A 22,957-nucleotide genomic window follows, 5' to 3' on the forward strand; every position below is an offset into this window, starting at 1 on the left:
AGATCCGACATTCCTGCTGCCTCACCCGCGAGACACGGCCGCGACCGTGGTCGTGGTCGGCGCCTCACGCCGGGCGGCGAGCTGTTCCACGTTCTTGGGTGCCACATGACATGCAATATCGGCCGTCCGATAGTATTTTCGCGGCCGTGAGCGAGCCTGCCACCCAAACCGAGCTGCTAGACGAGCTCGTCGGGACGACGCTCGCCGAGCGCTACCGCATCGACGAGCTGCTCGGCATCGGTGGGATGGGGGCCGTGTTTCGGGCGCGCCACCTGCTGCTCAAGCGCGACGTCGCCGTGAAGGTGTTGCACCCACGGCTCAGCGCCAACGAGGACATCTCCAAGCGGTTCGATCGCGAGGCTCAGAGCGCGGCCCGGCTCGACCACCCGAACGTCATCCCGGTCACCGAGTTCGGCTCGACCCCCGATGGCATGAAGTACATGGTCATGCAGCTGCTGTCGGGCCGCGAGCTCGGCGAGCTGCTCGAGCAGGCCCTCGATCCGCTGCGGGCGATCGACCTCGAGATCCAGATCTTGCGTGGTCTCGAACACGCTCACAACAACGGCGTGATCCACCGCGATCTCAAGCCGGAGAACGTGTTTGTCACCAAGGACCACGACAACGCGGAGATCCTCAAGCTCGTCGACTTTGGGATCGCCAAGATCGTCGACGAAGAGGACGAAGACGAGACCGCGCAGCCGCTCACCCGAATGGGGCTGGTGTTCGGTACCCCGCACTACATGAGCCCCGAGCAGGCGACCGGCTCGGTCATCGATCAGCGCACGGACATCTACTCGGCCGGGGTCCTGCTCTACCAGATGTTGGCTGGGGTCCTGCCGTTCGAGCATGACGACCCGGTCTCGCTGATCCGCATGCAGGTCAGCCTGGATCCGCCGCCGCTGCCCGACACGATCCCGCCGCCGCTGCAGCGCGTCGTCAAGATGATGATGGCCAAGGGCCGTGACGAGCGCTATCCAGACGCCCGCTCGGCTCGCAAGGCGCTGCAGTCCGTGCAGGCCCGGCTGTGGGAGGACGCGGGGATCCCGATCAAGTCCAACCCGCACGACACCGGGGTCGTCGATCCGCGCGACATCTACCCGCCAGGCCACGAGGCGCTCGTCAACAACCCGGCTTTCCGATCCGGCTCGGGCTCGATGTCGGCCGCGACCGGATCTGGCTTGGGTCTGGGCTCCGGCCTGGGCTCCGGCTCCGGCTCGATGTCGCAAACGCCGATCCCCTACGACCCGGCAGAGATCAGCGGTCCCCTCGCTGCAGAGCTTGGCGCAGAGTACGGCTCCGACTCGGGCATGACCGTGCCACCGGTCGTGCCCAGGACGACGCACATGTCGCTGGCCGACGCGCTCACGCAGTCGCACCCCACGCTCTCGCAGTCCTCCGACTCTCCGATCAGGGCCTGGATCGCCGCGATCCCGCGCACCTGGTGGTACGTCGGCGGCGGGATCCTGAGCGTGCTGCTGCTGATCTCGCTGTGGCCCAACGGCGGCGAGGGCGACGAGGGCGAGGATCCGCAAGACGGCGTCGAAGCCCCGAGCGACGATGACCCCGCGACCGTCGCCAACAGCGACGACGGTGGCGACGCCGCGGACACCGGCTCGGGCACCCCGATCAAGCCGCGCGCCGACGAGAAGACCCTGGTTGCGATCGACGTGGCGCTGACCAGCAAGAACGAAGATCAGGCCTTGGACCTGATCCGGCCCGCGCGCGACAAATTCCCCAACGATCCGCAGCTGCTGTGGCGCGAAGGTCGGGCGCTGGCGATCAAGCGCGCCAAGAGCAGCCGCGTGACCGCGCTCGAGCGCTACAGCCAGGCCCTGGATCAGGACCGCACGCTGATCGACAACCCAGACTTCTACGGCGAGCTGTACGTGCTGCTGCGCAACAAGACGTTGCAAGAGCAGGCCATCAACCTCGCGCTGCAAAAGCTCGGGCCCGCCGGTCATAAATTTTTGCTCGAGCTGGTCAACGTCGCGGATCCCAACGAGATGCTGGGGTGGGTCGATCGCCACCGCGTGCTCGACGTGCTGCGCGGCGACATGGACTCGCTCAAGCTCGTCGACTCCAAGCTCAACCTCGCGCGGGATCTGTATCAAGCCCCGCAGGCGCCCAAGCCCTGCGCCGAGTTTGCGAAGGTGCTCGATACGATCATCGAGTCCAAGGACCCGTACTTTGTCGAGCACGTGTTCGCCGTGAGTCCCCCGGCGGCGGGCGACGACGTCGATGACGCCGCCGTGTGTGCCAAGCTCGAGGACAAGCTCGTCGTCGTCCGCGACCTGATGGCCACCGCGCACCCCGAAGAGGCCGCCAAGTACGGCCCGAACAAGCCGAAGAAGAGCAATAACAACAGCAAGAAGAAAAAGAAGCGCTGAACGGGGACGGGGACCGCTCTACTGGCACGCCGGTTCAACGCTCACGCTCGGCGATACCAAGGTCGAGCGCGAGCCAGAGCACGAGCACTCGGGCCCCGGGGGTCGACGGCGCGCTCGTGTGGACTGGGACTGACGACGACTCGTGGGCTTCCTCCAACTACAGGCGTGCCTCTGTCGCGAGCTCGACATTGAGTCGGCAGCGTGGCGCTACCGCCCCGAGCATGATCTGGGGCTCACTTCGAGATTCAGGTGCGCTTCGAGCCCGTCCCGACCGAGTGATTGAAGCCGCGAGCGACCTCGCCTGTAGACACCGACTGACTCGCGTTCTTATCGTTGGCCCGATGCGGAGCTACCTCGAGAACGTCGTGTTCGACCACGTCTTGCGGCCCCGCAATCCGGCCCGCGTCGCGCGAACAAAGGACGAGCGCGAGCTCGTCTACCGGTTTCGCCATCGGGTCTACGCCAGCGAGCAGAGCGACCTCGATCACCCCGAGCTCGACGAGGCCAAGCGGTGGATCCACAGCCCGATCGATGATGACCCCGCCACCACGATCTACTATCTGGGCACGCCCGAGCGCGTGCTGGGGACCGCTCGAATCCGAGTCTGGGAGCCGGGCGCGGTCCCGGCCGATGTTCGTGAGCTGCACTCGCTCGATCTGCTGCCCGAGAGCGAGCGCGCGACGGTCGGCGACATCAAGATGGTCATGCTCGACCCCGAGCTTCGTGGCGCGCATGTCGGCGCTGCGATGTTGGTCAATGCGTTGATCGACAGCATGCGCGAACGGCCGGTCGATCTGTGGTTTGCGATCTCGGCCCCGGGGCTGCTGCGCCGCTACCACATGCTGGGCTTCGATCCGCACGGCGGGCGATTCCTGTGCTCGCACCGCGGCCTCGAGGTGTCGATCCTCGGTCTGATCGGCGACCTCGCCGAGCTCGAGCGACGCAAGAGCCCGATCCACAGGGCGCTGCGCCGCGCCAAGGTCCCGCAGGGTGGGCCGAGCGTCGAACGCTACCGGGCGATCATCCGGGGCGATCGCACGGTTTGCAGCGATACGCGTGAGATCCTGCGCAGGATCAGTGACACGAGTTCCGGCGACGTGCTGCACGGGCTGTCGGCGCGTGCGCTGCAGATCATCGCGGGCGCCGGGGTGGTCCTCGAGCTCTCGGATGGCGACCAACTGATCTACGAGGGCTTCATCGGCAAGGAGCTGTACGTGATCCTCGAGGGCCAGATCGCGACCGAGCGCGACGGTGAGCGGCTCGGCGTGCGCGAGCGCGGGCAGACGATCGGTGAGATCGCGTTGCTCGACGGGCGCGGCTATCGAACCGCGAGCTGCAGGTCGGTCGGTTCCACCCGGGTGCTCGGCCTGCGGCCGACGTTGCTGGCTCGACTCGAGGTGGTGCCCGATGACCTCGCCCAGCTGCGCGAGCGCCTGAGCCATGCGATGGCTTTGGCGGTGTGAGCTCCACCCTCGTCGACGGCGCCGTGGACTGGCGACGCGAGCGACCGCTAGCCGTTTTCGACGATCACCTTGGCCCGCCGGAGTCGCGCGAGGTTGGGCTCGGCCAGGCGCTTGAACGCCTGCGAGTTCTCGTGAAGGGCGAGCATCGCGTCGACGCAGCCGTTGTCGCCGGGGTCGTCGACCCGAATGTGTAGCGCGCTGGCGGGCCCGATTGCGAGCGGTCGCGCAGGGTCGCGGGTCCAGACCGAGAAGTGATCGCCGGCCACGCGAACATCCAGCCCGACCGGGGTTGTCACTGGCGGCAGCATCCCGGTTCGGCTGGACGACGACGCGGCCGTCGCTAGCTCCGCGAGCGGGTCGAGGCTCGTGTAAGCTGGCGCGCCTATGAGCGCGGAGGACCAAGAGCTCGTGCTAGCGAGCACCTCCCGCTGGAGGGCCGAGCTGCTCGCCCGTCTCGAGCTGCCGTTCACCAGCGCGGCGCCGCGCTTCGACGAGCGCAGCGAAGACCACCGGTTCGCCGAGCTCGGTCCGCGGGCGTTCGCGCTGCACCTCGCGCGCGGCAAGGCCCAGAGCCTGGCGGCAGACTCGAACGCGTGGATCCTCGCGGCGGATCAGCTCGCCGTGCTCGACGAACCCGACGGGCCAACGCTGCTGCACAAGCCCGGGACCGCCGAGCGGGCGATCGAGCAGCTCATGCGCCTGCGCGGCCGCACCCACCAGTTGATCACCGCGGTGGTGCTGACCCGCGGGGCGACCGAGCACCACGAGATCGACGCGCAACAGCTGACCATGCGGAGCTTCTCGCTGGCCGAGGCGACGGCGTACGTGACCAAGCACCAGCCGCTCGGCAGCGTCGGCGCGTACCACATCGAGGACGCGGGGATTCGGCTGTTCGAGCGGATCGAGGGCGACTACACCGGGATCATCGGGCTCCCGCTGCTCGCGGTGTGTCGGCTGCTGCGAGCGGCGCGGCTGCTGCCGTGACCGGCATGGAGCGAGAGGACGCCGTGGTATCTCGAGATGGCCCACACGGCGACTCTTGCGATGCCGCTGCTGCGTAGCTGCGACATGGCGCAAGCTTTTCAGTTCATGAATCGGCGGCGGCCCATGAGCGCGCGCCGACGTCAGTCGAGCTTGGGAAACTTGGCGCGGTCGCGGACCGCGACCCAGTCAGAATGATTAGTGTATTGCTTGCGGCCACGGTCATCGTAGCCAGTCGCTTGTACGTGACCGCGCGCGTCGGCGCAGATCCACACATTGGTCCACGCTGGTGGAATGGCGAGCGCGTTGATCCGCTGCTTGATCTGCGCTGTCTCGATGTGCACCCCGGATTCGTCGTAATATCCAAACCCGCGTCTGTGGCGTCGGCGGCCAAGCCCGGGCTCCTCGGCGTTCACGTAGCGCAACCCAGCACACGCGGCGGCAAGCTGGGGATCATTGCGCAAGAGTAGCGCGTGTGACGATTCGCGTGATCGCTTCGGTGACATGAGATCAGGCTGCAGCGAGCGCGGCGGTTGCCAAGCCCGAAACAGTCCCCTGCTGCGCTTTCGCGGGATTCGACCCGCGGCGGCGCCCTCGCTCGCCGAGCATGGCGGGACTCGCACCGGCAGACATCTTGCAAAGCTCCATGTCGTCATGTCCAAGGCCAAAACAACAACCAACCACGACATCATCAAGCGCTGGGTCGAGCAGCGCGGCGGCTGCCCGGCACATGTGAAGGGGACCGGCTCCGATGACGACCCAGGCGTGTTGCGTATCGACTTTCCGGGCTTTAGCGGCACCAAGACGCTCGAGCCGATCGAGTGGGAGACCTTCTTCGCGGCATTCGAGGACAACGAGCTGGCGTTCTTGTATCAAGACGAGGAAGACAGCCGCTTCTCAAAATTGATCTCGCGCGAACAGGTGGCCAAAGACAGCCGCCAAGGCGACGGGAAGTCCTCGGCGGTCGACGCGATCGAGCTGCTCGAGAGCCAGCACCGCGAGGTCGAGTCGCTGTTTGCTCAGCTCAACGAGGCGGGCTCGGTCCGGGAGAAGTCCGAGCTGTTCGCCGAGCTCGCCGACCAGCTCGCCGCTCACGCCAAGATCGAGGAGCAGATCTTCTATCCGGCGATGTGCGAGGACGACACCGCCGAGCTCCTGCACGAGTCCGTCGAAGAGCACCTCGCGGTCAAACAGACGATAGCGGAGCTGCTCGACATGGAGGCCGACGACCCACAGTTCATGAAGAAGATCGCCAAACTCGAGGCGCTCGTGAGCCACCACGTGGAGGAAGAAGAGAGCCAGCTGTTTGTCCAGGCGCGGGCGCAGGAGGCGATCAACCTCGACGCGCTAGGTCGGCAGATGAAGCGGCGCTTCACCGCGCTCATCGGCAACGAGCCCCGCCGCGAGGTCCCCAACGAGACCGACACAGCGGCGTCCTTGCCGTGCTGATCTGGGCATTCGAATCAGGTAGCCGATCTGGGCAGCTCGGTCTGGATCTGCGCGAAGGGACTATCCGTCTAGAAGACCCGACAGCGCGGTGTCTCCTCATCGAACGGAATGTGCTGGCCCGAGGCCTCGAGCTTGAAGCCGCGGGGAGCCTTGGCTCCCAGCTCGTAGATCCAGCAGGTCGTACTGGGAACGACGAAGTTGTGGCCCGCGGGAGCGACCCGCGCCCGCGCCCGCGCAGCGACCGACCACCAGGCACGGCTCGAAGTTGCCATGCGGCATGCTATCGCGGGTCTTGCAGCGAGTTCGTTGTGCTGTGGAAACCTCGATCGCGCGTGCTAATGCCCGGTCCCCGTGCCCGAAGGCGACACGATCCACCGCATCGCGGCGGCCCTGCGGCCAGTGCTCGACGGCCAGACGATCATCGCCTGTGCCTGCGAGCTCGCGGCCGTCGACGAGTGGCAGATCGCCGGCCGTCGTGTGGATCGCGTCGAGGCCCGCGGCAAGAACCTGCTGGTCCACTGCGCGCCACTGGTGGCCGTCGCGGCCGAGGGCGACACTGCCCGCCGCGCGGAGCAGCTGCCGGTCGTGATCTGGACCCACTTGGGCATGAACGGGCGTTGGTCGGTCCGCGCGGCGGGCAGTGTCGCCCTCCGCTCGGGGCCGCGCCCGTCGCTGGTCCTGCACACCCAGACCCACGCGGCGGTCTGCACCCGACCGGAGATCCTGAAGTTCCTCGGTCCCCGAGGCTTGCTGCGCAGCCGCACGCTGGCCCAGCTCGGCCCCGATCTCCTCGATCCCGGCGCGGACCTCGACGAGGCCGTCACCCGTCTGCGCGCGCTCGGTGAGATCGCGCTCGGCGACGCCATCATGCGGCAGTCCGCGGTCGCCGGGATCGGCAACGTCTACAAGTCCGAGTTGCTGTTCCTCGACCGCCGCGATCCCTTCTCGCCCGTCGGCGCGCTCGCGGCCGCCGAGCTGCGCGCGCTGCTCGAGCGCGGGCGCGACCTGATGCGCCTCAACCTCGATCGTGGCGGTCCCCGGCGGACTCGGTTCGAGGGCCGCGCGCGGCTGTGGGTCTACAAACGCAGCGGTCGACCCTGCCGGATGTGCGGCGAGTCGATCGAGATGCGCCGCCAGGGTCGGCTGGCCCGCTCGACCTACTACTGTCCGCGCTGCCAGGCTCACAGCGCGTCGTGACCACCCAAGGGTTTCGAGCACGCATGCTGAGCCGGGCGGCTCCGCGCTGGGCACGGTCGCTCATGGCCCTGGCTATTGCATGATCACGGGCGTCTGCCCGCGCATGGGTCAGACTGCGCTCGTGAGCACCTTCGAGCGAAGCGTGTCTGTCCCGGCCCCGCGCGCGGAGCTGTTCGCGTGGCACCAACGGCCAGGAGCGTTCGAGCGCCTGGCCCCGAGCTGGGAGCGCATCGAGATCGTCTCGCGCACGGGCGACATCCGCGATGGAGATCGCCTGCACTTTCGCGTGCGCAAGGGACCGATCGGCCTGCCCTGGGTGGCGCGCCACGAGGGCTTCGTCGCTGGTCATCAGTTCGTCGACGTGGCCGAGCGCAGCCCCTTCGCGAGCTGGCGCCACGTCCACACCTGCGAGGATGAGGGCGAGGGCTCGCGCCTGCGTGACGCGGTCACCTACCGGCTGCCGCTGCACGGACTGACGCATCCGCTGGTCGGTGCCCGCGTCGAGGCGATGCTCGAGCAGATGTTCCACCAGCGACACGCTCGCACCGTCCATGATCTTCGCCGTCATCAAGCCGCCGCGGCGCGCGGGTGTGGTCCCATGCGCGTCGCGATCACGGGCGCGTCGGGGCTGATCGGCACCGAGCTGCAGGCGTTCTTGACCACCGGCGGCCACGCGGTCGCGCCGGTGGTGCGACGCCCGCCAAAGCCCGGCGCGAACGAGGTCCAGTGGGATCCCGCGACGCAGCTGCTCGACCCGGCCGGGCTCGAGGGCCTCGACGCGGTCGTGCACCTGGCCGGCGAGCCGGTGCTCGGGCGCTGGACCGCGGCCAAGCGGCATCGGATCCGCAGCTCTCGCGTCGAGGGCACGCAGCTGCTGTGCGAGGCCCTCGCGCGCCTCGAGCACAAGCCACGCGTGTTGATCTGCGCGTCGGCGATCGGCATTTATGGCGACGCTGGTGACTGCGTGCTCGACGAGGAGGCTGGGGTCGGGAGCGGGTTCTTGGCCAAGGTCACCCGCGACTGGGAGGCGGCCACGCGCCCGGCGATCGACGCTGGCATTCGCGTGGTCGCGCTGCGCATTGGCATCGTCAACAGCGGACATGGTGCCGCGCTGGCCCAGCTGCGGCTGCCCTACTCGCTGGGGCTCGGCGGTCCGGTCGGCGACGGCGGGCAGTGGCACAGCTGGATCGATCTCGATGATCTGGTCGGCGTCATCCACCACGCGATCGTGTGCGACGAGCTGCGTGGTCCGGTCAACGCGGTCGCGCCGGCGCCCGTTCGCCAGCGGGACTACGCGCGGATCCTCGGCCGCGTGCTGCGACGGCCCTCCCGCCTGCGGTTGCCGGCCACGCTCGTGCGCGCGATGTTTGGGGAGCTGGCCGACGAGGTGCTGCTCGCCAGCGCGCGGGTTGGGTGTCGGCGGCTGCTCGACTCGGGCTTCGAGTTCGATCTCCCGACGCTCGAGGACAGCCTTCGTCACCAGCTCGGGCGGGCGCGCGTGTAGATTCTCGCTCATGTCCATGTCCACGCGCCCTCGCGCCCATCTCGATGGTGTTGCTCGCCCCCTCGCTGGCTGTGAGCAATTGGGCAAGCTGTTCGAGAGCACCGTGTCGAAGGACAAGATGGCGGCCGAGTTGGCGACGTGGCTGAAACAGAACATTGGGTCACGTGACGCTCAGGGTTCAAGCAGCGAACTTCAGCACGAGCTGGCCGGCCGAGGGCGGCCGAAATGGACGGCGCCGAGCTCGGCGGCGTGCATGGCATGAGCCTGTATATGCAGCGCGTGGCCGTGCAAGGCGGCGCCAGCGAGCTGGCGCCGCTGCTCGGTAAGTGCGGCGGCTGCTCGGGATGCCGTCTGCCTGGACCCGCGCCCGAGTGGGCTGCTAAGCTGCCTGGATGCCGACCGCGCTGCCGAAGCCAACCGCCACCGCGTCACGGGTCGAGGACCTCGTCGCCCTGGTCATGGCGGGGCAGATTCGTATTCCGTTTTTTCAGCGCGGGCTCAAATGGGACAGCAAAGACGTCATCGCGTTGTTCGAGAGTATCTATCTCGGTTATCCGGTCGGCTCACTGCTCTTTCACCGCCGCGCGGCCACGGCCGTGCTCGTCAAACTGGGTCCTTTGAAGATTCACGCCCCAGAGAGCGAGGCCGCCCTGTGGGTCGTTGACGGTCAGCAACGATTGGCCGCGCTCGCGGCCAGCTTCAAGCGGCCCAAGCCGGTGCCGACCACCCCCGACGATCCGTGGGTGGTCTACTTCGACGCGCAAAACAAGAGGTTCTGCGCGCCGCCAGATGACGGAAAGGTCCCGGATACCTGGGCCCCCGTCCCCGAATTGCTCGACGCCTCGGCCCTCTCCGAATGGATATTCGCTTGGCCGAACGCCCATGACCCAGACTTGCGCAAAGCGATATTCGATGCGGGTGCCCGCTTGCGCGAATACACAATCCCGTCTTACACGGTCGAAACCGACCAAGACCAAGTCCTGCAAGAGATCTTCTTGCGCGTGAACAAATTCGGAAAGAGCCTCAAGTGGCAAGAGATTCACGATGCGCTGTATGGCAGCCAGAAAGAACCCTCGGCACCACCGTCGCGCCTTGGCGAACTCGCCGATGAACTCGCCGTCCTAGGCATGGGCAAACCCGACGAGGAGGATCAACTGCTTCGATGTCTCATCGCATTCGAGGGGTTCGACGTCACTCGAAACTTCGAAGAGTTGCGTCGCGCCAAGCCTGGGTTCCTCGAGGGCACGGCCGCCGCTGCTCTGCCAACGCTGCGGCGCGTGCTCGGTTTTCTACAAGCGGACGCGGGTATTCCCCACCTGCGAATGCTGCCGTGGTCAGCACCACTGACCATCCTCACCCGCTTATTTCGTTTTCACCCAGAGCCAAGTTCGCGTTCGCGCGAACTGCTCGCGCGTTGGCTGTGGCGCAGCATCCTCACCGCCAGGCACTACGACGATCGCACCTTTCAACGTCGCGGCGTCAGCGGTGTCGATGAACACGACGAGGAAGCCAGCGTTCAGACCCTGCTCGACCTGATCCCCACGCTCCCCCAGCCGCCTCAGTATCGGCTCCCCGATCGCTTTGATGCCCGCTCCGCCGACAGCCGCATCGTCTTGCTTGGTCTTCACTCACTCGAGCCTCGGGACCTGCGAACAGGCCGGCCCATCGATGTCCCCGCCCTCATCGAAGCCGCAAACGACAAAGCGTTTCGCAAGATTGTCGGCGCGAGCGTCGAACTGTCGAGCAGCCCGGCAAATCGAGCGCTGCTGCCCGGGGCTGGGCTCGCGCGTGTCGACCTGCTGGAGTGCGTTGGCGGCAGCAACAGCCTATTCCCCGCGGTCAATCGCGAGTCCCTCCGTTCCCACGCAATATCGGATGCCGGCGCGCTCGCGCTCGAGCGCGGTGACCTCGACGCCTTTTTGCAGGAACGAGCGCAAACCATCGAAGATCAAGTCGCAACCTACACCTCACAGATGGCAGACTGGGATGCGAACGATCGCCCTTCGATCGACTATTTGTTGAGCCACGGCACCCGGAGCCCGAGCCATGGCACGAAGCTTTGACGTCGAACTCCACGGCCAGGTCATCGGCACGCTGCGCGAGTCGGAGTCCGGATTCGTGGGGTTCAAGTTCAACGACTCCTATCGTCGGTCCCGTCGGCGTGACGTGCTCGGCCAGGCATTCGTCGACAAACTCGGCGCCGAACACGTCGGCAAGCAGCGCGAGCTACCGCCGTTCTTCGCCAATTTGGTCCCCGAGGGCGAACTCCGCCCGTTTCTCGAGCAGAGGTTGGGAATCGAGCCCCGAGATGATCTCGGCTTGCTCGCGCTCGTCGGTCACGATCTGCCCGGGGCCGTCGAAGTTCGGCCACGTGCGGGCGCGTCAGTTGCAACCACCGAAGATCACGAGTCGGAGCTCACGGACGTCGTCACACCACGCCCGCTCACGGACGCGGACGAGGAGCTGCGCTTCTCCCTCGCCGGTATGCAGCTGAAGTTCTCTGTCGTTCGAGCCGAAGACAAAGTCACCTTCCCTGTCTCCGGTGAACGAGGCGATTGGTTGGTGAAGCTCGACTCGGAGCGCTTTCCCGGCGTCGTGGAGAATGAACATGCGATGCTCAGTTGGGCCCGAGAGGCCGGTTTTGTCGTGCCCGCGTGCCAGCTCGTGCCAACTACAAGCTTGCAGGGGTCGCTAATTCGCTACGCCGAGCCAGGCGTCAACGCGCTGATGATCAGCCGCTATGATCGGCTGGGGAGCGACCGAATTCACCAAGAAGACTTCGCGCAGGTGATCAACGCGCGCCCGATCAACAAGTACGGCAACGTCACCTACGAGCAGCTGGCGATCTTGGTCCAGAACATCATCAGTGAGACAGCCCGCGATGAATTCATCCGCAGGCTCGTGTTCATGATCGCAAGTGGGAACTCCGACGCGCACCTCAAGAATTGGTCGTTGATCTACCCCAATCGGCGCGATGCTGAGCTCGCCCCGCTCTATGACCAAGTCGCAACGGTTGCGTGGCTCGACGCCGATGGCAAGGCCATCATCAAGCCAGTGGTCGCGCTCAAGCTCGCGGGTGTGCGTCGCTTCGCAGAGCTGAGCAGCGAGACGTTTGCTAGCTTCGCGGAGCGCATTCGAGTTGACACAAAGCATGTCGCAGCACTGGTCCACGACACCCTCGAGCGACTGAGGGAGGCGTGGAAACGTGTTCGTCAGCGCAGGGATTGGCAGCTTGCGGCCGCGCATGAGCAGGCGCTAGCGGAACACTGGCAGCGGACGCCCTTGCTGGCACCGCTGCTAGAGCGCCGGGCGTGAGGTGCGGTTCCCGGGCCTGCCCGCAGCAGCAACCACGCCAAGTTGCACGCGAGGATTCATGATCGCGGTCGAGCCTCAACCCTGGACGAAGACCCGCAGGACCCGACGCTCGAGCTCGGTCTCGGAGTGATGCTCCACGAGCCAGCCCCACGCCGCGTGGGCCAGGATCAAGCGGCCCGCGCTGAGCCGTTGGGCCGCGGTCCCGTCGATCAAGCTCCAGCGACCCAGGTCGCAGTCGGCGAACAGCGTGTTGACGTCGCCGGTCTGCGCGACCTCGGCGATCGCATCGGCGCCCGCCGGGCACGCGACGGTCCACGCCTCGAGCGAGTCGACGTCCTCGGCGAAGGGCCGCATCAACACGAGGCTGACCATGTCCGGCGGGACCGACTTGGCGTCATCGAAGGCCTCGACCATCGCCGCGGGCAGGCGCTCACCCTCGAGCTCGGCCATCGCCTGCGCGGCCAGCATCGAGTGGTACTCGCGGGGCAGCGTGTCGAGGGTGTCCATCGCCTCGCTGATCTCCTTCTTGGCCTCGGGGTCGAGGGGCGGGAGGCCGGTCGCGCGCCACCACGCCCAGCCGGCGCCGACGACCGCGACGGCGGCCACGGCGACGCCAAGCCCGATCAATCGGCGCTTGCGCTGGCCAGCCTCGAAGTCCGCGAGAGGGTCTTCGGCATCGCTCGGCTCGGACATCTACGGGGTTTCTAGTTGCCCCCGCGAACTTCAGCAACTTGCGAGGGCGGGCCACGGCTCCGGCCCTGGCCGCGATCCACTGAATCTAGACGCCCCTCAGAACCTGGTGCTCGGTGACGATCATCGACATCGGCACGTCGTGCCGAGCGCGGGGCAGCTCGTCCACGACCTGCACCTTAAAGCTCATCCCGATCGCATACACCGGATACCGAGCCAAGAACCGATCGACATACCCGCTCCCATGCCCAAGCCGAACGCCGTGGCGATCGAACGCCAGGCCCAAGATAATCGCCACGTCGATCCGCTCCATGATCTGCGCGTCGTCGAGCTGCGGGGACGCCCGCGCGGGCTGCTGCAGCCCAAACCGAAGCTCGTGCAGCTCGCACGGCCACGCGTGCGCGTGCAGCTGGCGGTCGCGCGGGTCGGCCCGCGGCAGATAGACGGGGGTCCCGGCGTCGACCAGCGCTTGGATCAACGGCCGCGTCTCGGGCTCGTCGCCAAACGACAGACACACCAGCACCCCCCGCGCGGCCTGAAGCTCGGGCAGCGCACGCATCCGCCCAAGCAACTGGTCCTGCGCGGCCGCCCGCGACTCCGGCGGGATCGCGGCCGCCCGCTCGGCCATTTCTTGCCGCAGTCGCTGCTTCGCCTGGGTGATCTTCAAGGGCTGCATGGTGGTCATCGCTTACTCGACTGGGCGGGCGAGCGGCCGCGCGGGACCGAAGAACTCGATGTGCCGCCGCGCGCTGGGGACCCCGAGCCGCTCGAGCGCCTCGTTGACCGCCACCATGAACCCAACCGGCCCACAGGTCCAGCACTCGACATAGGCGCGCTCGCGCGGATCAGCGGGCAGCAGCTCGGCGAGGCGCGCGTGATCGAGGTAGCCGGCGTGATCGTAGTCGGCACCGAGCCGCTCGGTCGCGTCTGGCTGCTCGTGAATTCGCACGAACCGAAACCCAGGCGCGCGCTCGGCCAGCTGGCGCAGGTCGTCGTCGAGCGGGCGCGACTGCCTGTCGAGCGCCGCGTGGACAAACAGTAGCGGTCGCTCGGGCTTGGCCACGACGCTGGCGGCGGCCATGCTGAGCAGCGGCGTCACGCCGACACCAGCGGCCAGCAACACGATCGGGTGATCCCCAGCCGCCGGGTCGTGGGTGAAGCAACCGCATGGCATGGTCAGACTCAGCTTCGCGCCGAGCTCGAGCGCCTGGGTCAGACGAGTCGAGACCACGCCCGGCTCGGCTTGATCGCGAGCTGGCTCGGCCTTGATCACGAACCGCCAGCTGTCGCCGCCGGGCGCCTGCGCGATGCTGTACTGACGCAGCGCGAGCGACTCGGCGCCCGGCAGCGCCACCGACACGTGCTGGCCAGGCGCGAACGAGGGCAGCGGCCCGCGGTCGACCGGGCGGACCCGCAGCGAGGTGATCGAGGGCGTCTCGACGCTCCGCTCGATCACCTCGAACTCGCGCAGGCCCGTCCAGCCGGCCGTGGTCCGCCGTTGCTGCTCGTAGACGCCGCGCTCGGCGGCGATGCAGACGTCCGCCAGCTCGCGGTAGGCGGCCGCCCAGGTGTGCATGAGCTCGGGGGTGGCGGCGTCACCGAGGACCTCGGCGATCGCCGCGAGCAGGTGCTCGCCCACGACCTCGTACTGGGCCGGTTGAACCTGAACGGCGACGTGCTTGTGGACGATGACCGCGAGCGCGTCGTGCAGCACCTCGAGCTCGTCGAGGTGTTCGGCGTAGGCCACGATCGCCCCGGCGAGCGCGCCCTGTTGCCCGTCCGGGTGCATGTGTGAGGGGTTGAACATCTTGGCGACCTCCGGGTTCGCCGTGAACATGCGTCGGTACATTGCCTGTGTGATCGCGACGGCCTGCTCGCGCAGGATCGGGAGGGACGCGCGAATGAGCTCGATTTGCTTCGGGTGCATGGCGCGGGTGCATGGCAAGTGTCGTGCCGCCGCGGATCTGGCTGTGCGGGCCTGCATGTGGGGGATCGGCGGCGTGCATGCGGGTGGCTGTGGTCGTCTGAACCACGATGGTGTTGTCTGCGCGACAACAGCTCGGGCGAGAGCCGCAGCGGTGGCGCTTGCGGTCCGGGTTGGGTGAGCTTAGGAAGAGCGTGTGAGCCGATCGTTCGCCCGAAACCTCGTCGCCGCCGCCCGCTGCGTCGATGGCGATCCGGGACCGGCGGCGGCTGGGCGTGTGCTCGGGCTTCTGCGCGAGGCCGCGGGCGCCGACGCGGCGGCGCTGCTCACCGCGAACGGCCAACAACTGCGCGTGCACGAGACCACGGGGCTGCTCGGGCGAGCCCGCGGGCGTCAGCTCCGGGTTGGCGAGCATCCTCGCCTGGGCGCGCTGCTGGAGGCTGCGTCGCCGCTGGTGTTCGCGCCCGACGATCCACGCCCGGATCCGTGGGACGGCTTCTTGCTGGTGGATCCGCAGGCAACGGTTCACGCGTGCGGAGGCGCGGCGCTGCGCGGGATCGACGGCCGCCCACGCGGTGTGCTGACCCTGGACGCGGCGTCGGCCCAGCGGTTTGGGCCTGAGATCGTCGGACACCTGGCGAGCTTCGCCGCGCTGATCGAGCTGGCGCTGGACGGCGATCAACCCGGGCTCGCGCCGCGCCGCACCCCACGCGCGCGCGAGCTGATCGGGGAGAGCCCGGCGATGATGACGCTGCGGCGTGAGCTCGAGCTGGTCGCGCCGAGCAACCTCCCGGTGCTGATCGAGGGCGAGACTGGCGTCGGCAAGGAGCTGGTCGCGGAGGCGATCCACGCCGCGTCGTCGCGCGCCGCCGGCCCTCTGGTGCGGCTCAACTGCGCCGCGCTGCCCGAGTCTCTGGCCGAGAGCGAGCTGTTTGGTCACCGCCGAGGTGCGTTCACGGGGGCGGTCGCGTCGTACCGAGGCGCGTTCGCACGAGCTGACGGCGGCACGCTGCTGCTCGACGAATTCGGTGAGCTCGAGCCGCGCCTGCAGGCCAAGTTGTTGCGGGTGCTGCAAGACGGCGAGCTCGCAATGCTGGGCGAAGAGCGGACCCGACGAGTCGACGTACGGGTGATCGCGGCGAGCAATCAGGATCTCTCGCAAGCGGTCAGCGCCGGGCGGCTTCGGGCGGATCTCTGGTATCGGGTCGCCGGGTTCCGGCTGCGGGTCCCGGCCCTGCGCGAGCGCGAGCGCGACATCCTGCTGTTCGCCGAGTACTTCCTCGATCAGGCCAGCGCGCGCCTGGGTCTGCGCGCGGCCAGCTTGTCGCCAGCGGCGCAGCGCTGCGTGCTGGAGTACGCGTGGCCGGGCAACGTCCGCGAGCTCGAGCACCGGGTCGCGCGCGCGTGCTTGCGGGTCGCCGCCCGCTCGGTGCTGCCCGCGGTCGTCGAGCCCGCGGATCTCGAGCTCGACGAAGCCACGCCCACGCGGCCGGACCTGACGAGCAACGAAGAGCTTCCTGCCGAGGGCCTGGCCGCGGCCGTCGACGATCTGCGCCGCGCAATGATCGAGCGGGCGGTCGCGCTGTCGGACGGCAACTGGGCCGAGGCCGCGCGCCGGCTGCAGATCGATCGCAGCAACCTCCACCGCATGGCCCGACGGCTGTTCTCTTGACCCCGGCTGGCGAACCCCGAGGCAGTCGGCGAACGGCCACGGTCCGGGTGGGCGTCACAGACTGTGCTACTAGAAGTGGGTGCTGCGCTGGCGCCCTACCCTATTTGTGCTCCTGCTGTGTATCGGCGCCCTGTCGAGCGGCTGCTGGAACCGCGAGGCGGTGTGGGAGGCGACGGACGCTCATCGATCGTCAGTGGTGCGGCGGGGCGAGAGCGAGGCGGATCGGCTGTATCGGCACGGCCGCGACTGCATGGACACGCTCGAGCGCGACGACTGTGCGATCGACTACTTCGAGCAGCTGATCGCGCTCGAGCCCGACCGCCGCGAGTTAGTTGGCGACGCGACCTTTCGACTGGTCGAGCTGTACCGGCGGCACGACAAGGCCGACGACGCGACCTTGCTGCTGCGCAAGTTCTGGGAGCTCGGCATGGGTCGGATCAGCGCGGGGGTCGTGCCGTACAGCACCCGCTTCGCGCCCGAGACCGTGTCCACGCTGTTCATGGTCGACGTCGCCAAGCTCGAGCAGAGCGGCCTGCACCGCACGCTGCCGCAGGACGCGAAGGACATGATGTTCACCTGCGACGAGGCACGCCGCGAGCTGCTGAGCGAGCAAGCCAAGGCCCGCCGCGAGGCCAAGGAGCAAGAGCGGCTCGCTGCAATGACCGAGAAGGAGCGCGAGGAGTACCACAACCGGCGCAAGCGGCTTCGCTTTGGTCGCAGCGACGACGACGGCAAGTCCAAGTCCAAGTCCAAGGACAAAGACGAGATCCAGACGGTCTACTCGGCGGGGGGGTTCTGCAAGGTCGCCGCCGCGCTCGGGCTCGCGGATCCACGCGACTTCGAGAAATTCCTTGGCGCCAGCAACCACGCGGATCAACGCGAGTCGCTGGCGATCATGCAGATCGACGAGCTCGAGACCAAGCTCGGCGCGGCGGTCGAGGCCGGGCTTATCGTCGCCGAGCTGGCCCCGCAGATCGAAGGCCGGGATCTGTCCGCGATGACCCAGGGCATGCGCGACAAGCTGCGGGTGTGGACGCTGGCCGACTTCGAGTACGACGGCGCACCCGTGCAGCTGCTGACCCTCGACCGCGGCGAGCTGACGATGGCACCCAAGGCGATGATCCCCGGGCTGCTCGACGCCCGCGCCCACGATCGGGATCGCCTGCACCCCAAGCTGCAAGAGCTGCTGGGCCAGGTCCCGACGGACGTGACCTTCGTGTCGCTGATCACCCCGGCCGCGACCGAGTCGTTCATGGGGGAGATGGGCGCGATGGGTCGGATGCTGCCAAACCCGGCCGGCCTGATGATCGCGGCGGTCGTCTACGACTACGCGGGGCTGTTCGTGCGGGTCCCCACCGAGGACTCGCTCAAGGCCTGGGTGCTGCTCTCGCTCGCGCGCAGGCTGATCGACACCGACGACGAGGGCGCCCGCGCGGGCGAAGAGGACTTCATGGGCAACCTGGACATCTCGCAGACCCGCGACGGCAAGGCGCTGCTGATGACCAACATCCTGACCACGGGCGCGGTGACCAACATGTTCTTGGGTGGGTGAGATTCGATCTGAGATCGAGCTCGCTTGCGTCGGGGCGTTCGCCAACGTAACCCATGAACTCGATGCTGGGCCGAGACCCGAGCGGGCGACTGCGACACTGGCTGCTCGGCGCCCTGCTTGCGCTATGGGCCGGGCCTGTGGCCGCGCAGGTGCCTGACCAGCCCCGATCGGTCGTCTTGATGCTGCCGGAGCTCGAGGACGACCGCGACGAGCGAGCCGAGGTCACGATCGCGGCCCACCTGCAAGACGCCGAGATCGACCTGCTGATCCGCCGCTACGACCCGGCTAGCTTCGAGCTTGGCCAGCTGTTCACCCGCTCGGACGCGCTGCTCGACGGGACCGACGCCCGGGGGATCTTGTGGGTTGGTCTCGGCCAGGATCTCACCCTCTACGTGCTGGTTCGCGGGGAGTCGCAGCTGCATGGGCGGCGGATCGACGGGAGCGCCGACGGGTCGGATCCCGATGACGGCCTGGGCGATCCGGTGGCCCTGGAGTCGCTGGCCAACATCACGGCGACCGCCGCGATCGCTGTCGCTGAAGGTCAGCCGATCGTGCTCCACGCTCCCGAGCCAGGCCCCAGCGTGGATCCAGAGCGCCCAGACGCTGGCTCGAGCTCCACGCCAAGCGCCATACCGGAGGCTCGGATCGAGGTCACTGGCGTCGTGATCCCCAAGCTCGTGCCTCGGGCCCCGCTGCGGGTTGGCTATCGCGGCCAGACCTACGCCTCGGGCCTGCCGTGGCTGTCGGCGGCCGAGCTCGCGGTCGGCTGGCGCCCGGTCGCCAGGGCCCACCTCGAGCTCGCGTACGAGGCCAGCACGCCGGTCACGGCCGAGGCGGCCAGCATCGGCCTGCAGCTGCAGCTGTTTCGCGTGCCCGTTGCCCTGGCTGGGGGCTATCGGTTCGAGCTGCGCCGCGGATGGGCGCTCGAGCTGGCCGGGCGGCTGAGCGTCGAGCCAACCCGGCGCCGCACGATCGCGACGGGCGAGCTGCTGGTGGCGACCGACCCACGCTGGCGGGCGATGGCGGGGGCGGGGCTGGATCTGCGCAGCAGCGTGGCCCTGCGCGACGACGTGCGGGTGTGGATGGGTCTGGGCCTGATCGGGATGTTCGTGCGAAGCGACTACGTGGTAGCGGACATCGAGCAGCCGTTGCTCCACCCCAGCGCGGTGCGCGTGACCGCGGGTCTCGGGGTCGAGTTCGACCTGATCCACCGCTAACGGCCACCCGCGGCCATCCACGATTTTTCGTGACCCGGTCCGGCCGCCGATCGGTACGAGTTCTCCAGCGCCTTCATGACCGCTTCCGCTCACGCCCTCGACCCGCCCCCGGCGGCGAATCGTCGGGAACAGGTCGAGAAGATCGCGGCGGGCTGCGATGAGCTGACGCTCGCCCGGGTGCGGGCGGCGGGCGGCGGTGATCGTCGGGCCCAGCGCTGGCTGGCCGAGGCGGTGCTGGCCGACGTCCGGACCGTGGCCCGCTCGCTGTCCCGGTGCAGCGTCGAGGCCGACGACGCCAGTCAATTTGCGATCATCCAGGTGCTGCGGGCGGCCGCGCAGTTCGAAGGTCGGTCCAGCGTCCGCCACTGGGCGCGGCGCGTGGCCACGCTGGCGGTGCTCAAGCATCATCGGCGTGTGCGTGCGCGCCAAGCTCGCGAGGCGCTCGAGCCCAGCGCCACGATATTCGAGACCTCACCGCCGAGCCGACTCGAGCTGGGCGATACCCTGCCCCGGAGCTTGCGCGAATACCTGGCCGAGCTCCCGACCGAACAGGCCGAGGCGTTGGTCCTCAGGCACGCGCTGGGCTACTCGGTCGCCGAGATCGCCGAGCTCACTGACGCCAGCCCCAACACGGTCAAGAGCCGGCTGCGCCTGGGCACCAAGCAGCTGCGGCGACGCGTCCGGCAAGAGACGCTGCTCGGCCCACCCACCGGAGGGCGGCGGCGATGACCGGTCGGCAAGGTGATCGCGTGGACGCGGCGCTGTCGCTGGCCTTCACTCGGCTTGGAGGCCCCGGTGCGCTGGGTGACGAGCTGGGCGACGACGAGCTGCTCGCGGGGCTGTTCGACGACGACGAGCGCGCGAGCTTCGAGGCCCACACGGCCAAGCTCAGCGATCCAGCGTCGGCGTGCAGCGGTGACGATGACCCGCCGACACCCGAGCGCCGACGATCGTGGCCACGCATGGTGGCGCTGGGTCTGAGCGTGGCCGCCTGCGCGCTGCTGCTGGTTGCGATCAACGCGCTCGGACCCTCGACCCACGCGCAGCCCGAGCTGCCAACCCCTCGGACTGGCGCCAGCGCGGCCATGACCAACGCTCAGTCGCGACCAGTCGGCTGGGCGCTCCCGGGTGAGCGTCACGAGCTGCGCGGCGACGACTGCCGACGCGTGGCCGCCGACGTGAGCCTGTGCTCGCGGGGCGCCGCCAGGTTTCGCGTCAATGAAGGCTCGACCGAGACCGCGGTCGCGCTCGAGCTCGAGTCTGGTGAGCTCGAGCTCGACGCGCGGAGCTCCAGCGCGTCGATCGTGCTCTCGACCGCGGCCGGCCGAGTGATCCAGCTCGATCGCTCCAGCCAGTTCCGCGTGGCCTTTGACCGCGTGCGCGAGCTTCTGCAAGTCGAGGTCATCACGGGCGAGGTGATCGTCGAAGATCAGGACGGCGACGGTGTCTCGCTGGGCGCCGGGGATCAGCTCGACCTCGGACCTGCGCCTGCCCAGCCCGCCTCGGCCGCGCCCAATCCCCAGCCAGTCCCCACGCCAGTCCCCCAGCCAGGTCCCAAGCCTGCACAGGTCGAGCCCGCGCGAGCCGACTCGCCGGATCAGCTGCTCGCGGCGGCGCAGCGCGAGCTCGCGGCCGGCGAGCGCAAGGCGGCGGTGCGCCTGTATCGCGAGCTGGTCGATCACCACGGCGCCAGTGAAGCTGGCCGCACGGCGCGTGTATCCCTGGGTCGAATCCTGCTCGCCGCCGACGATCACCACGCGGCGCTCGCCGAGTTCGAGGCCTACCTCGATGACGCGGGCGGCCGGCGGTCGTTGGTGGAAGAGGCGCGCTACGGACGAATTCGTTGCTTGCGAGGCCTGCACCGCGCGCTCGAGCTGCGCGAGGCGATCGACGAATTCGAGGCGCGACATCCCAGCAGCCTCCACCTTCGTCGGCTCGCGGACTGGCGACGTGAGCTCGAGGCCCCGGCGCCATGACCAGGTGACCAGGTGACCAGGTGACCAGATGACCCGCTTCCTGAATCGCGCGCTGGTCTGGCTGTCGCTGGGTCTGAGCGGCTGTCCGCTGCCACCGGACGAGGTCGCCGAGCTCGCGACGCTCGACTTACCGGACGCCTCGAGCTCGACAGACTCGACGGACATGGGCGCCTCGAGCAGCTCGGGCGAGTCCGCGTGCTCGCCCGATCCCGACGAACCGCCAGATCCGGCGCCCGATCCCGCTGACCAACCGTGCGGGTTCGTGTGTCCAGCCGGAGCGATCTGCGACGACGCCTGCGGCGCCAATCCCTGCACCAGCGACTGCACCAGCGCCGTCAGCTGCAACCTCGACTGTATGTCCTCGGGTGACTGCGAGATGACCTGCATCGACACCGACACCTGCTCGATGGCGTGCTCCGCTGGTTGTTCGCAATACTGTGACGGCGGCGCTTGTGATCTGTCGTGCCCCGGGGGCAATTGCACCTTGCACTGTCTCAACGCCGAGCTGTGCGCCATCCATGCGTGCCCGGCGGGCTGCACCCTCATCTGCGACAATGCCATCGAGTGCCAGTTCGACTGCGGCGACCCTGGCAGCTGCACATTAATCACGCTCTGACTCGATCTTTGATTGACCCAATCGTGGGCCGACGAGGAACGAGTATGCACAAAGGCGACGTCGAGTACACACCGTCGCCTGAGGATGCAAACACCATGATCGATATTATCAAGATCTTCCGTCGCTACCCGACTCAACTGACCCTGGCCGCCGCGCTGATGACCGTCACCGGCTGCGAGATCGGCCTGCACATCGACGGTCTGTACCCCGATGAGCAAGGTGAAGACGAGAGCGGCGGGCCAGACACTTGCGTGCACGAGTTCGACGACTGCCTGACCGACGCTGGCAATGATCCGGCGGCGATCTCTGCGTGCCACGACGTCCTGCTGGGCTGCCTCGGCGAGGGGGACGAGGGCTGGGCCGAGAGCAGCAGCGGTGATGAGCCCCCGCCGCCGGACGACTGCGCCGAGCAGTTCGACCAGTGCTTGCAGTACAACCCCGACCCCGCGGTGTGCGAGGAGGAGTTCGAGGCTTGCAACGGCGGCGGCGATGACTGGGGCAGCGAGAGCAGCGACGGCGGCGAGGACTGGGGTGGCGAGAGCGGCGACGGTGGCGACGGTGGCGACGACGGCTGCGATCCGCCCCAGCCATGCGAAGAGCAGCTCGACATCTGCCTGCAGGAGAACCCCGAGGACCCCGACGGCTGCTTCATCGCGTTCGACGAGTGCCTCGGCGGCGAGCCACCACCGCCACCCACACCCTGCGACCAGGATCTCGAGGCCTGCCTAGAGCTCCCGGTCGACCCCGAGCTGTGCTTCTTCGAATACGACGAGTGTCTCGGCCAGGATCCACACCCGCCGAGCCCCTGCGAGGACCAGCTCGACGCCTGCATGGAGGACAACCCGATGGATCCCGACGGCTGCCTGATCGGCTTCGAGGAGTGCATGGGCAACGATCCTGCCCCACCCGACGAGTGCGAGCAGGACTTCGACCAGTGTGTCTACAACGCGCTCGACGACGCCGACCTGCTGCTGTGTGAAGCGCAGTTCGACGCCTGCCTCGAGCCCTGACCCG

General features: G+C 68.2%; 22 protein-coding genes. 16 read left to right on the forward strand and 6 right to left on the reverse strand.

What is annotated here, in order from left to right; genetic code table 11:
• Nucleotides 1-146: 146 nt before the first annotated feature.
• Together ENSA7_RS21060 and ENSA7_RS21065 are read left to right on the forward strand one after the other, a co-directional pair.
• Nucleotides 147-2,387, forward strand: a complete 2,241-nt coding sequence (locus tag ENSA7_RS21060; RefSeq protein ID WP_181233958.1) for a serine/threonine-protein kinase — start codon at nt 147-149, stop codon at nt 2,385-2,387.
• 341 nt (nt 2,388-2,728) lie between these two features.
• The gene (locus ENSA7_RS21065; RefSeq protein WP_181233959.1) at nt 2,729-3,850 is read left to right on the forward strand and encodes a cyclic nucleotide-binding domain-containing protein; all 1,122 of its coding nucleotides are present in this window, start codon (nt 2,729-2,731) and stop codon (nt 3,848-3,850) included.
• Nucleotides 3,851-3,897: 47 nt separating this feature from the next.
• On the opposite strand, the gene ENSA7_RS21070 is transcribed toward ENSA7_RS21065, so the two are convergent.
• A complete protein-coding gene (locus ENSA7_RS21070) occupies nt 3,898-4,146 on the reverse strand; it encodes a hypothetical protein (protein WP_146157948.1) in 249 nt (82 codons plus the stop codon).
• Nucleotides 4,147-4,234: 88 nt separating this feature from the next.
• Between ENSA7_RS21070 and ENSA7_RS21075 the strand changes: the two genes are divergently transcribed.
• Nucleotides 4,235-4,834 (forward strand): Maf family protein, encoded by a 600-nt coding sequence (locus ENSA7_RS21075; protein ID WP_106091114.1) that lies wholly within the window; start codon nt 4,235-4,237, stop codon nt 4,832-4,834.
• 140 nt (nt 4,835-4,974) lie between these two features.
• Here the strand turns inward: ENSA7_RS21075 and ENSA7_RS46010 are convergent, their stop codons facing one another.
• Nucleotides 4,975-5,523 (reverse strand): DNA topoisomerase IB-related protein, encoded by a 549-nt coding sequence (locus ENSA7_RS46010; protein ID WP_342352833.1) that lies wholly within the window; start codon nt 5,521-5,523, stop codon nt 4,975-4,977.
• Here ENSA7_RS46010 and ENSA7_RS21090 point away from each other — a divergent pair.
• On the forward strand, nt 5,486-6,280 hold the full coding sequence (locus ENSA7_RS21090; RefSeq protein WP_244923857.1) for a hemerythrin domain-containing protein: 795 nt from the start codon (nt 5,486-5,488) through the stop codon (nt 6,278-6,280). The genes ENSA7_RS46010 and ENSA7_RS21090 overlap by 38 nt on opposite strands.
• 68 nt (nt 6,281-6,348) lie before the next feature.
• On the opposite strand, the gene ENSA7_RS21095 is transcribed toward ENSA7_RS21090, so the two are convergent.
• Nucleotides 6,349-6,552: a hypothetical protein gene (locus ENSA7_RS21095; protein ID WP_106091116.1), complete on the reverse strand. Its 204-nt coding sequence runs from the start codon at nt 6,550-6,552 to the stop codon at nt 6,349-6,351.
• A gap of 79 nt (nt 6,553-6,631) precedes the next feature.
• Here ENSA7_RS21095 and ENSA7_RS21100 point away from each other — a divergent pair, with 79 nt between their 5' ends.
• The 5 genes from ENSA7_RS21100 to ENSA7_RS21120 all read left to right on the forward strand — a co-directional run bounded on the left by ENSA7_RS21100 (nt 6,632) and on the right by ENSA7_RS21120 (nt 12,296).
• On the forward strand, nt 6,632-7,477 hold the full coding sequence (locus ENSA7_RS21100; RefSeq protein ID WP_106091117.1) for a DNA-formamidopyrimidine glycosylase family protein: 846 nt from the start codon (nt 6,632-6,634) through the stop codon (nt 7,475-7,477).
• A 121-nt stretch (nt 7,478-7,598) separates the two neighbouring features.
• Nucleotides 7,599-8,981: a TIGR01777 family oxidoreductase gene (locus tag ENSA7_RS21105; RefSeq protein WP_244923858.1), complete on the forward strand. Its 1,383-nt coding sequence runs from the start codon at nt 7,599-7,601 to the stop codon at nt 8,979-8,981.
• 10 nt (nt 8,982-8,991) lie between these two features.
• The gene (locus ENSA7_RS21110; protein WP_146157949.1) at nt 8,992-9,243 is read left to right on the forward strand and encodes a hypothetical protein; all 252 of its coding nucleotides are present in this window, start codon (nt 8,992-8,994) and stop codon (nt 9,241-9,243) included.
• 130 nt (nt 9,244-9,373) lie between these two features.
• Nucleotides 9,374-11,044, forward strand: coding sequence for a DUF262 domain-containing protein (locus ENSA7_RS21115; RefSeq protein ID WP_106091119.1), 1,671 nt, complete (start codon nt 9,374-9,376; stop codon nt 11,042-11,044).
• Nucleotides 11,028-12,296: a type II toxin-antitoxin system HipA family toxin gene (locus ENSA7_RS21120; protein ID WP_106091120.1), complete on the forward strand. Its 1,269-nt coding sequence runs from the start codon at nt 11,028-11,030 to the stop codon at nt 12,294-12,296. Before ENSA7_RS21115 ends, ENSA7_RS21120 begins: the two co-directional genes overlap by 17 nt.
• Before the next feature lie 75 nt (nt 12,297-12,371).
• On the opposite strand, the gene ENSA7_RS21125 is transcribed toward ENSA7_RS21120, so the two are convergent.
• The 3 genes from ENSA7_RS21125 to ENSA7_RS21135 form a co-directional block, all read right to left on the reverse strand.
• Nucleotides 12,372-12,989, reverse strand: a complete 618-nt coding sequence (locus tag ENSA7_RS21125) for a hypothetical protein (RefSeq protein WP_106091121.1) — start codon at nt 12,987-12,989, stop codon at nt 12,372-12,374.
• Between the two features lie 85 nt (nt 12,990-13,074).
• A complete protein-coding gene (locus ENSA7_RS21130) occupies nt 13,075-13,662 on the reverse strand; it encodes a 5-formyltetrahydrofolate cyclo-ligase (protein ID WP_181233960.1) in 588 nt (195 codons plus the stop codon).
• Nucleotides 13,663-13,674: 12 nt separating this feature from the next.
• Nucleotides 13,675-14,913 (reverse strand): globin domain-containing protein, encoded by a 1,239-nt coding sequence (locus ENSA7_RS21135; protein WP_181233961.1) that lies wholly within the window; start codon nt 14,911-14,913, stop codon nt 13,675-13,677.
• Nucleotides 14,914-15,106: 193 nt separating this feature from the next.
• Between ENSA7_RS21135 and norR the strand changes: the two genes are divergently transcribed.
• From norR to ENSA7_RS21170, 7 genes are all read left to right on the forward strand, one after another.
• A complete protein-coding gene (norR, locus tag ENSA7_RS21140) occupies nt 15,107-16,582 on the forward strand; it encodes a nitric oxide reductase transcriptional regulator NorR (RefSeq protein WP_106091124.1) in 1,476 nt (491 codons plus the stop codon).
• A 106-nt stretch (nt 16,583-16,688) separates the two neighbouring features.
• Nucleotides 16,689-18,134, forward strand: coding sequence for a hypothetical protein (locus ENSA7_RS21145; RefSeq protein WP_106091125.1), 1,446 nt, complete (start codon nt 16,689-16,691; stop codon nt 18,132-18,134).
• Between the two features lie 53 nt (nt 18,135-18,187).
• The gene (locus tag ENSA7_RS21150) at nt 18,188-19,351 is read left to right on the forward strand and encodes a hypothetical protein (RefSeq protein WP_106091126.1); all 1,164 of its coding nucleotides are present in this window, start codon (nt 18,188-18,190) and stop codon (nt 19,349-19,351) included.
• 75 nt (nt 19,352-19,426) lie between these two features.
• Entirely contained in the window at nt 19,427-20,080 is a 654-nt protein-coding gene (locus tag ENSA7_RS21155) for an RNA polymerase sigma factor (protein ID WP_106091127.1), read from the forward strand.
• The gene (locus ENSA7_RS21160) at nt 20,077-21,327 is read left to right on the forward strand and encodes a tetratricopeptide repeat protein (protein WP_106091128.1); all 1,251 of its coding nucleotides are present in this window, start codon (nt 20,077-20,079) and stop codon (nt 21,325-21,327) included. Before ENSA7_RS21155 ends, ENSA7_RS21160 begins: the two co-directional genes overlap by 4 nt.
• 28 nt (nt 21,328-21,355) lie before the next feature.
• A complete protein-coding gene (locus tag ENSA7_RS21165; protein ID WP_106091129.1) occupies nt 21,356-21,943 on the forward strand; it encodes a hypothetical protein in 588 nt (195 codons plus the stop codon).
• Between the two features lie 95 nt (nt 21,944-22,038).
• Complete coding sequence (locus ENSA7_RS21170) at nt 22,039-22,953, forward strand: hypothetical protein (protein WP_146157950.1); 915 nt, start codon at nt 22,039-22,041, stop codon at nt 22,951-22,953.
• Nucleotides 22,954-22,957: the final 4 nt, after the last annotated feature.

The organism is Enhygromyxa salina, from assembly GCF_002994635.1.
GTDB classification, from domain to species: Bacteria; Myxococcota_A; Polyangia; order Nannocystales; family Nannocystaceae; genus Plesiocystis; species Plesiocystis salina_B.

Coding starts and splice junctions, on each gene's coding strand:
- ENSA7_RS21065 (WP_181233959.1), top strand. CDS start 2,729: ATGCGGAGCTACCTCGAGAACGTCGTGTTCGACCACGTCTTGCGGCCC.
- ENSA7_RS21075 (WP_106091114.1), top strand. CDS start 4,235: ATGAGCGCGGAGGACCAAGAGCTCGTGCTAGCGAGCACCTCCCGCTGG.
- ENSA7_RS21090 (WP_244923857.1), top strand. CDS start 5,486: ATGTCCAAGGCCAAAACAACAACCAACCACGACATCATCAAGCGCTGG.
- ENSA7_RS46010 (WP_342352833.1), bottom strand. CDS start 5,523: ATGATGTCGTGGTTGGTTGTTGTTTTGGCCTTGGACATGACGACATGG.
- ENSA7_RS21095 (WP_106091116.1), bottom strand. CDS start 6,552: ATGGCAACTTCGAGCCGTGCCTGGTGGTCGGTCGCTGCGCGGGCGCGG.
- ENSA7_RS21110 (WP_146157949.1), top strand. CDS start 8,992: ATGTCCATGTCCACGCGCCCTCGCGCCCATCTCGATGGTGTTGCTCGC.
- ENSA7_RS21115 (WP_106091119.1), top strand. CDS start 9,374: ATGCCGACCGCGCTGCCGAAGCCAACCGCCACCGCGTCACGGGTCGAG.
- ENSA7_RS21120 (WP_106091120.1), top strand. CDS start 11,028: ATGGCACGAAGCTTTGACGTCGAACTCCACGGCCAGGTCATCGGCACG.
- ENSA7_RS21125 (WP_106091121.1), bottom strand. CDS start 12,989: ATGTCCGAGCCGAGCGATGCCGAAGACCCTCTCGCGGACTTCGAGGCT.
- ENSA7_RS21130 (WP_181233960.1), bottom strand. CDS start 13,662: ATGCAGCCCTTGAAGATCACCCAGGCGAAGCAGCGACTGCGGCAAGAA.
- ENSA7_RS21135 (WP_181233961.1), bottom strand. CDS start 14,913: ATGCACCCGAAGCAAATCGAGCTCATTCGCGCGTCCCTCCCGATCCTG.
- ENSA7_RS21150 (WP_106091126.1), top strand. CDS start 18,188: ATGAACTCGATGCTGGGCCGAGACCCGAGCGGGCGACTGCGACACTGG.
- ENSA7_RS21155 (WP_106091127.1), top strand. CDS start 19,427: ATGACCGCTTCCGCTCACGCCCTCGACCCGCCCCCGGCGGCGAATCGT.
- ENSA7_RS21160 (WP_106091128.1), top strand. CDS start 20,077: ATGACCGGTCGGCAAGGTGATCGCGTGGACGCGGCGCTGTCGCTGGCC.
- ENSA7_RS21165 (WP_106091129.1), top strand. CDS start 21,356: ATGACCCGCTTCCTGAATCGCGCGCTGGTCTGGCTGTCGCTGGGTCTG.
- ENSA7_RS21170 (WP_146157950.1), top strand. CDS start 22,039: ATGATCGATATTATCAAGATCTTCCGTCGCTACCCGACTCAACTGACC.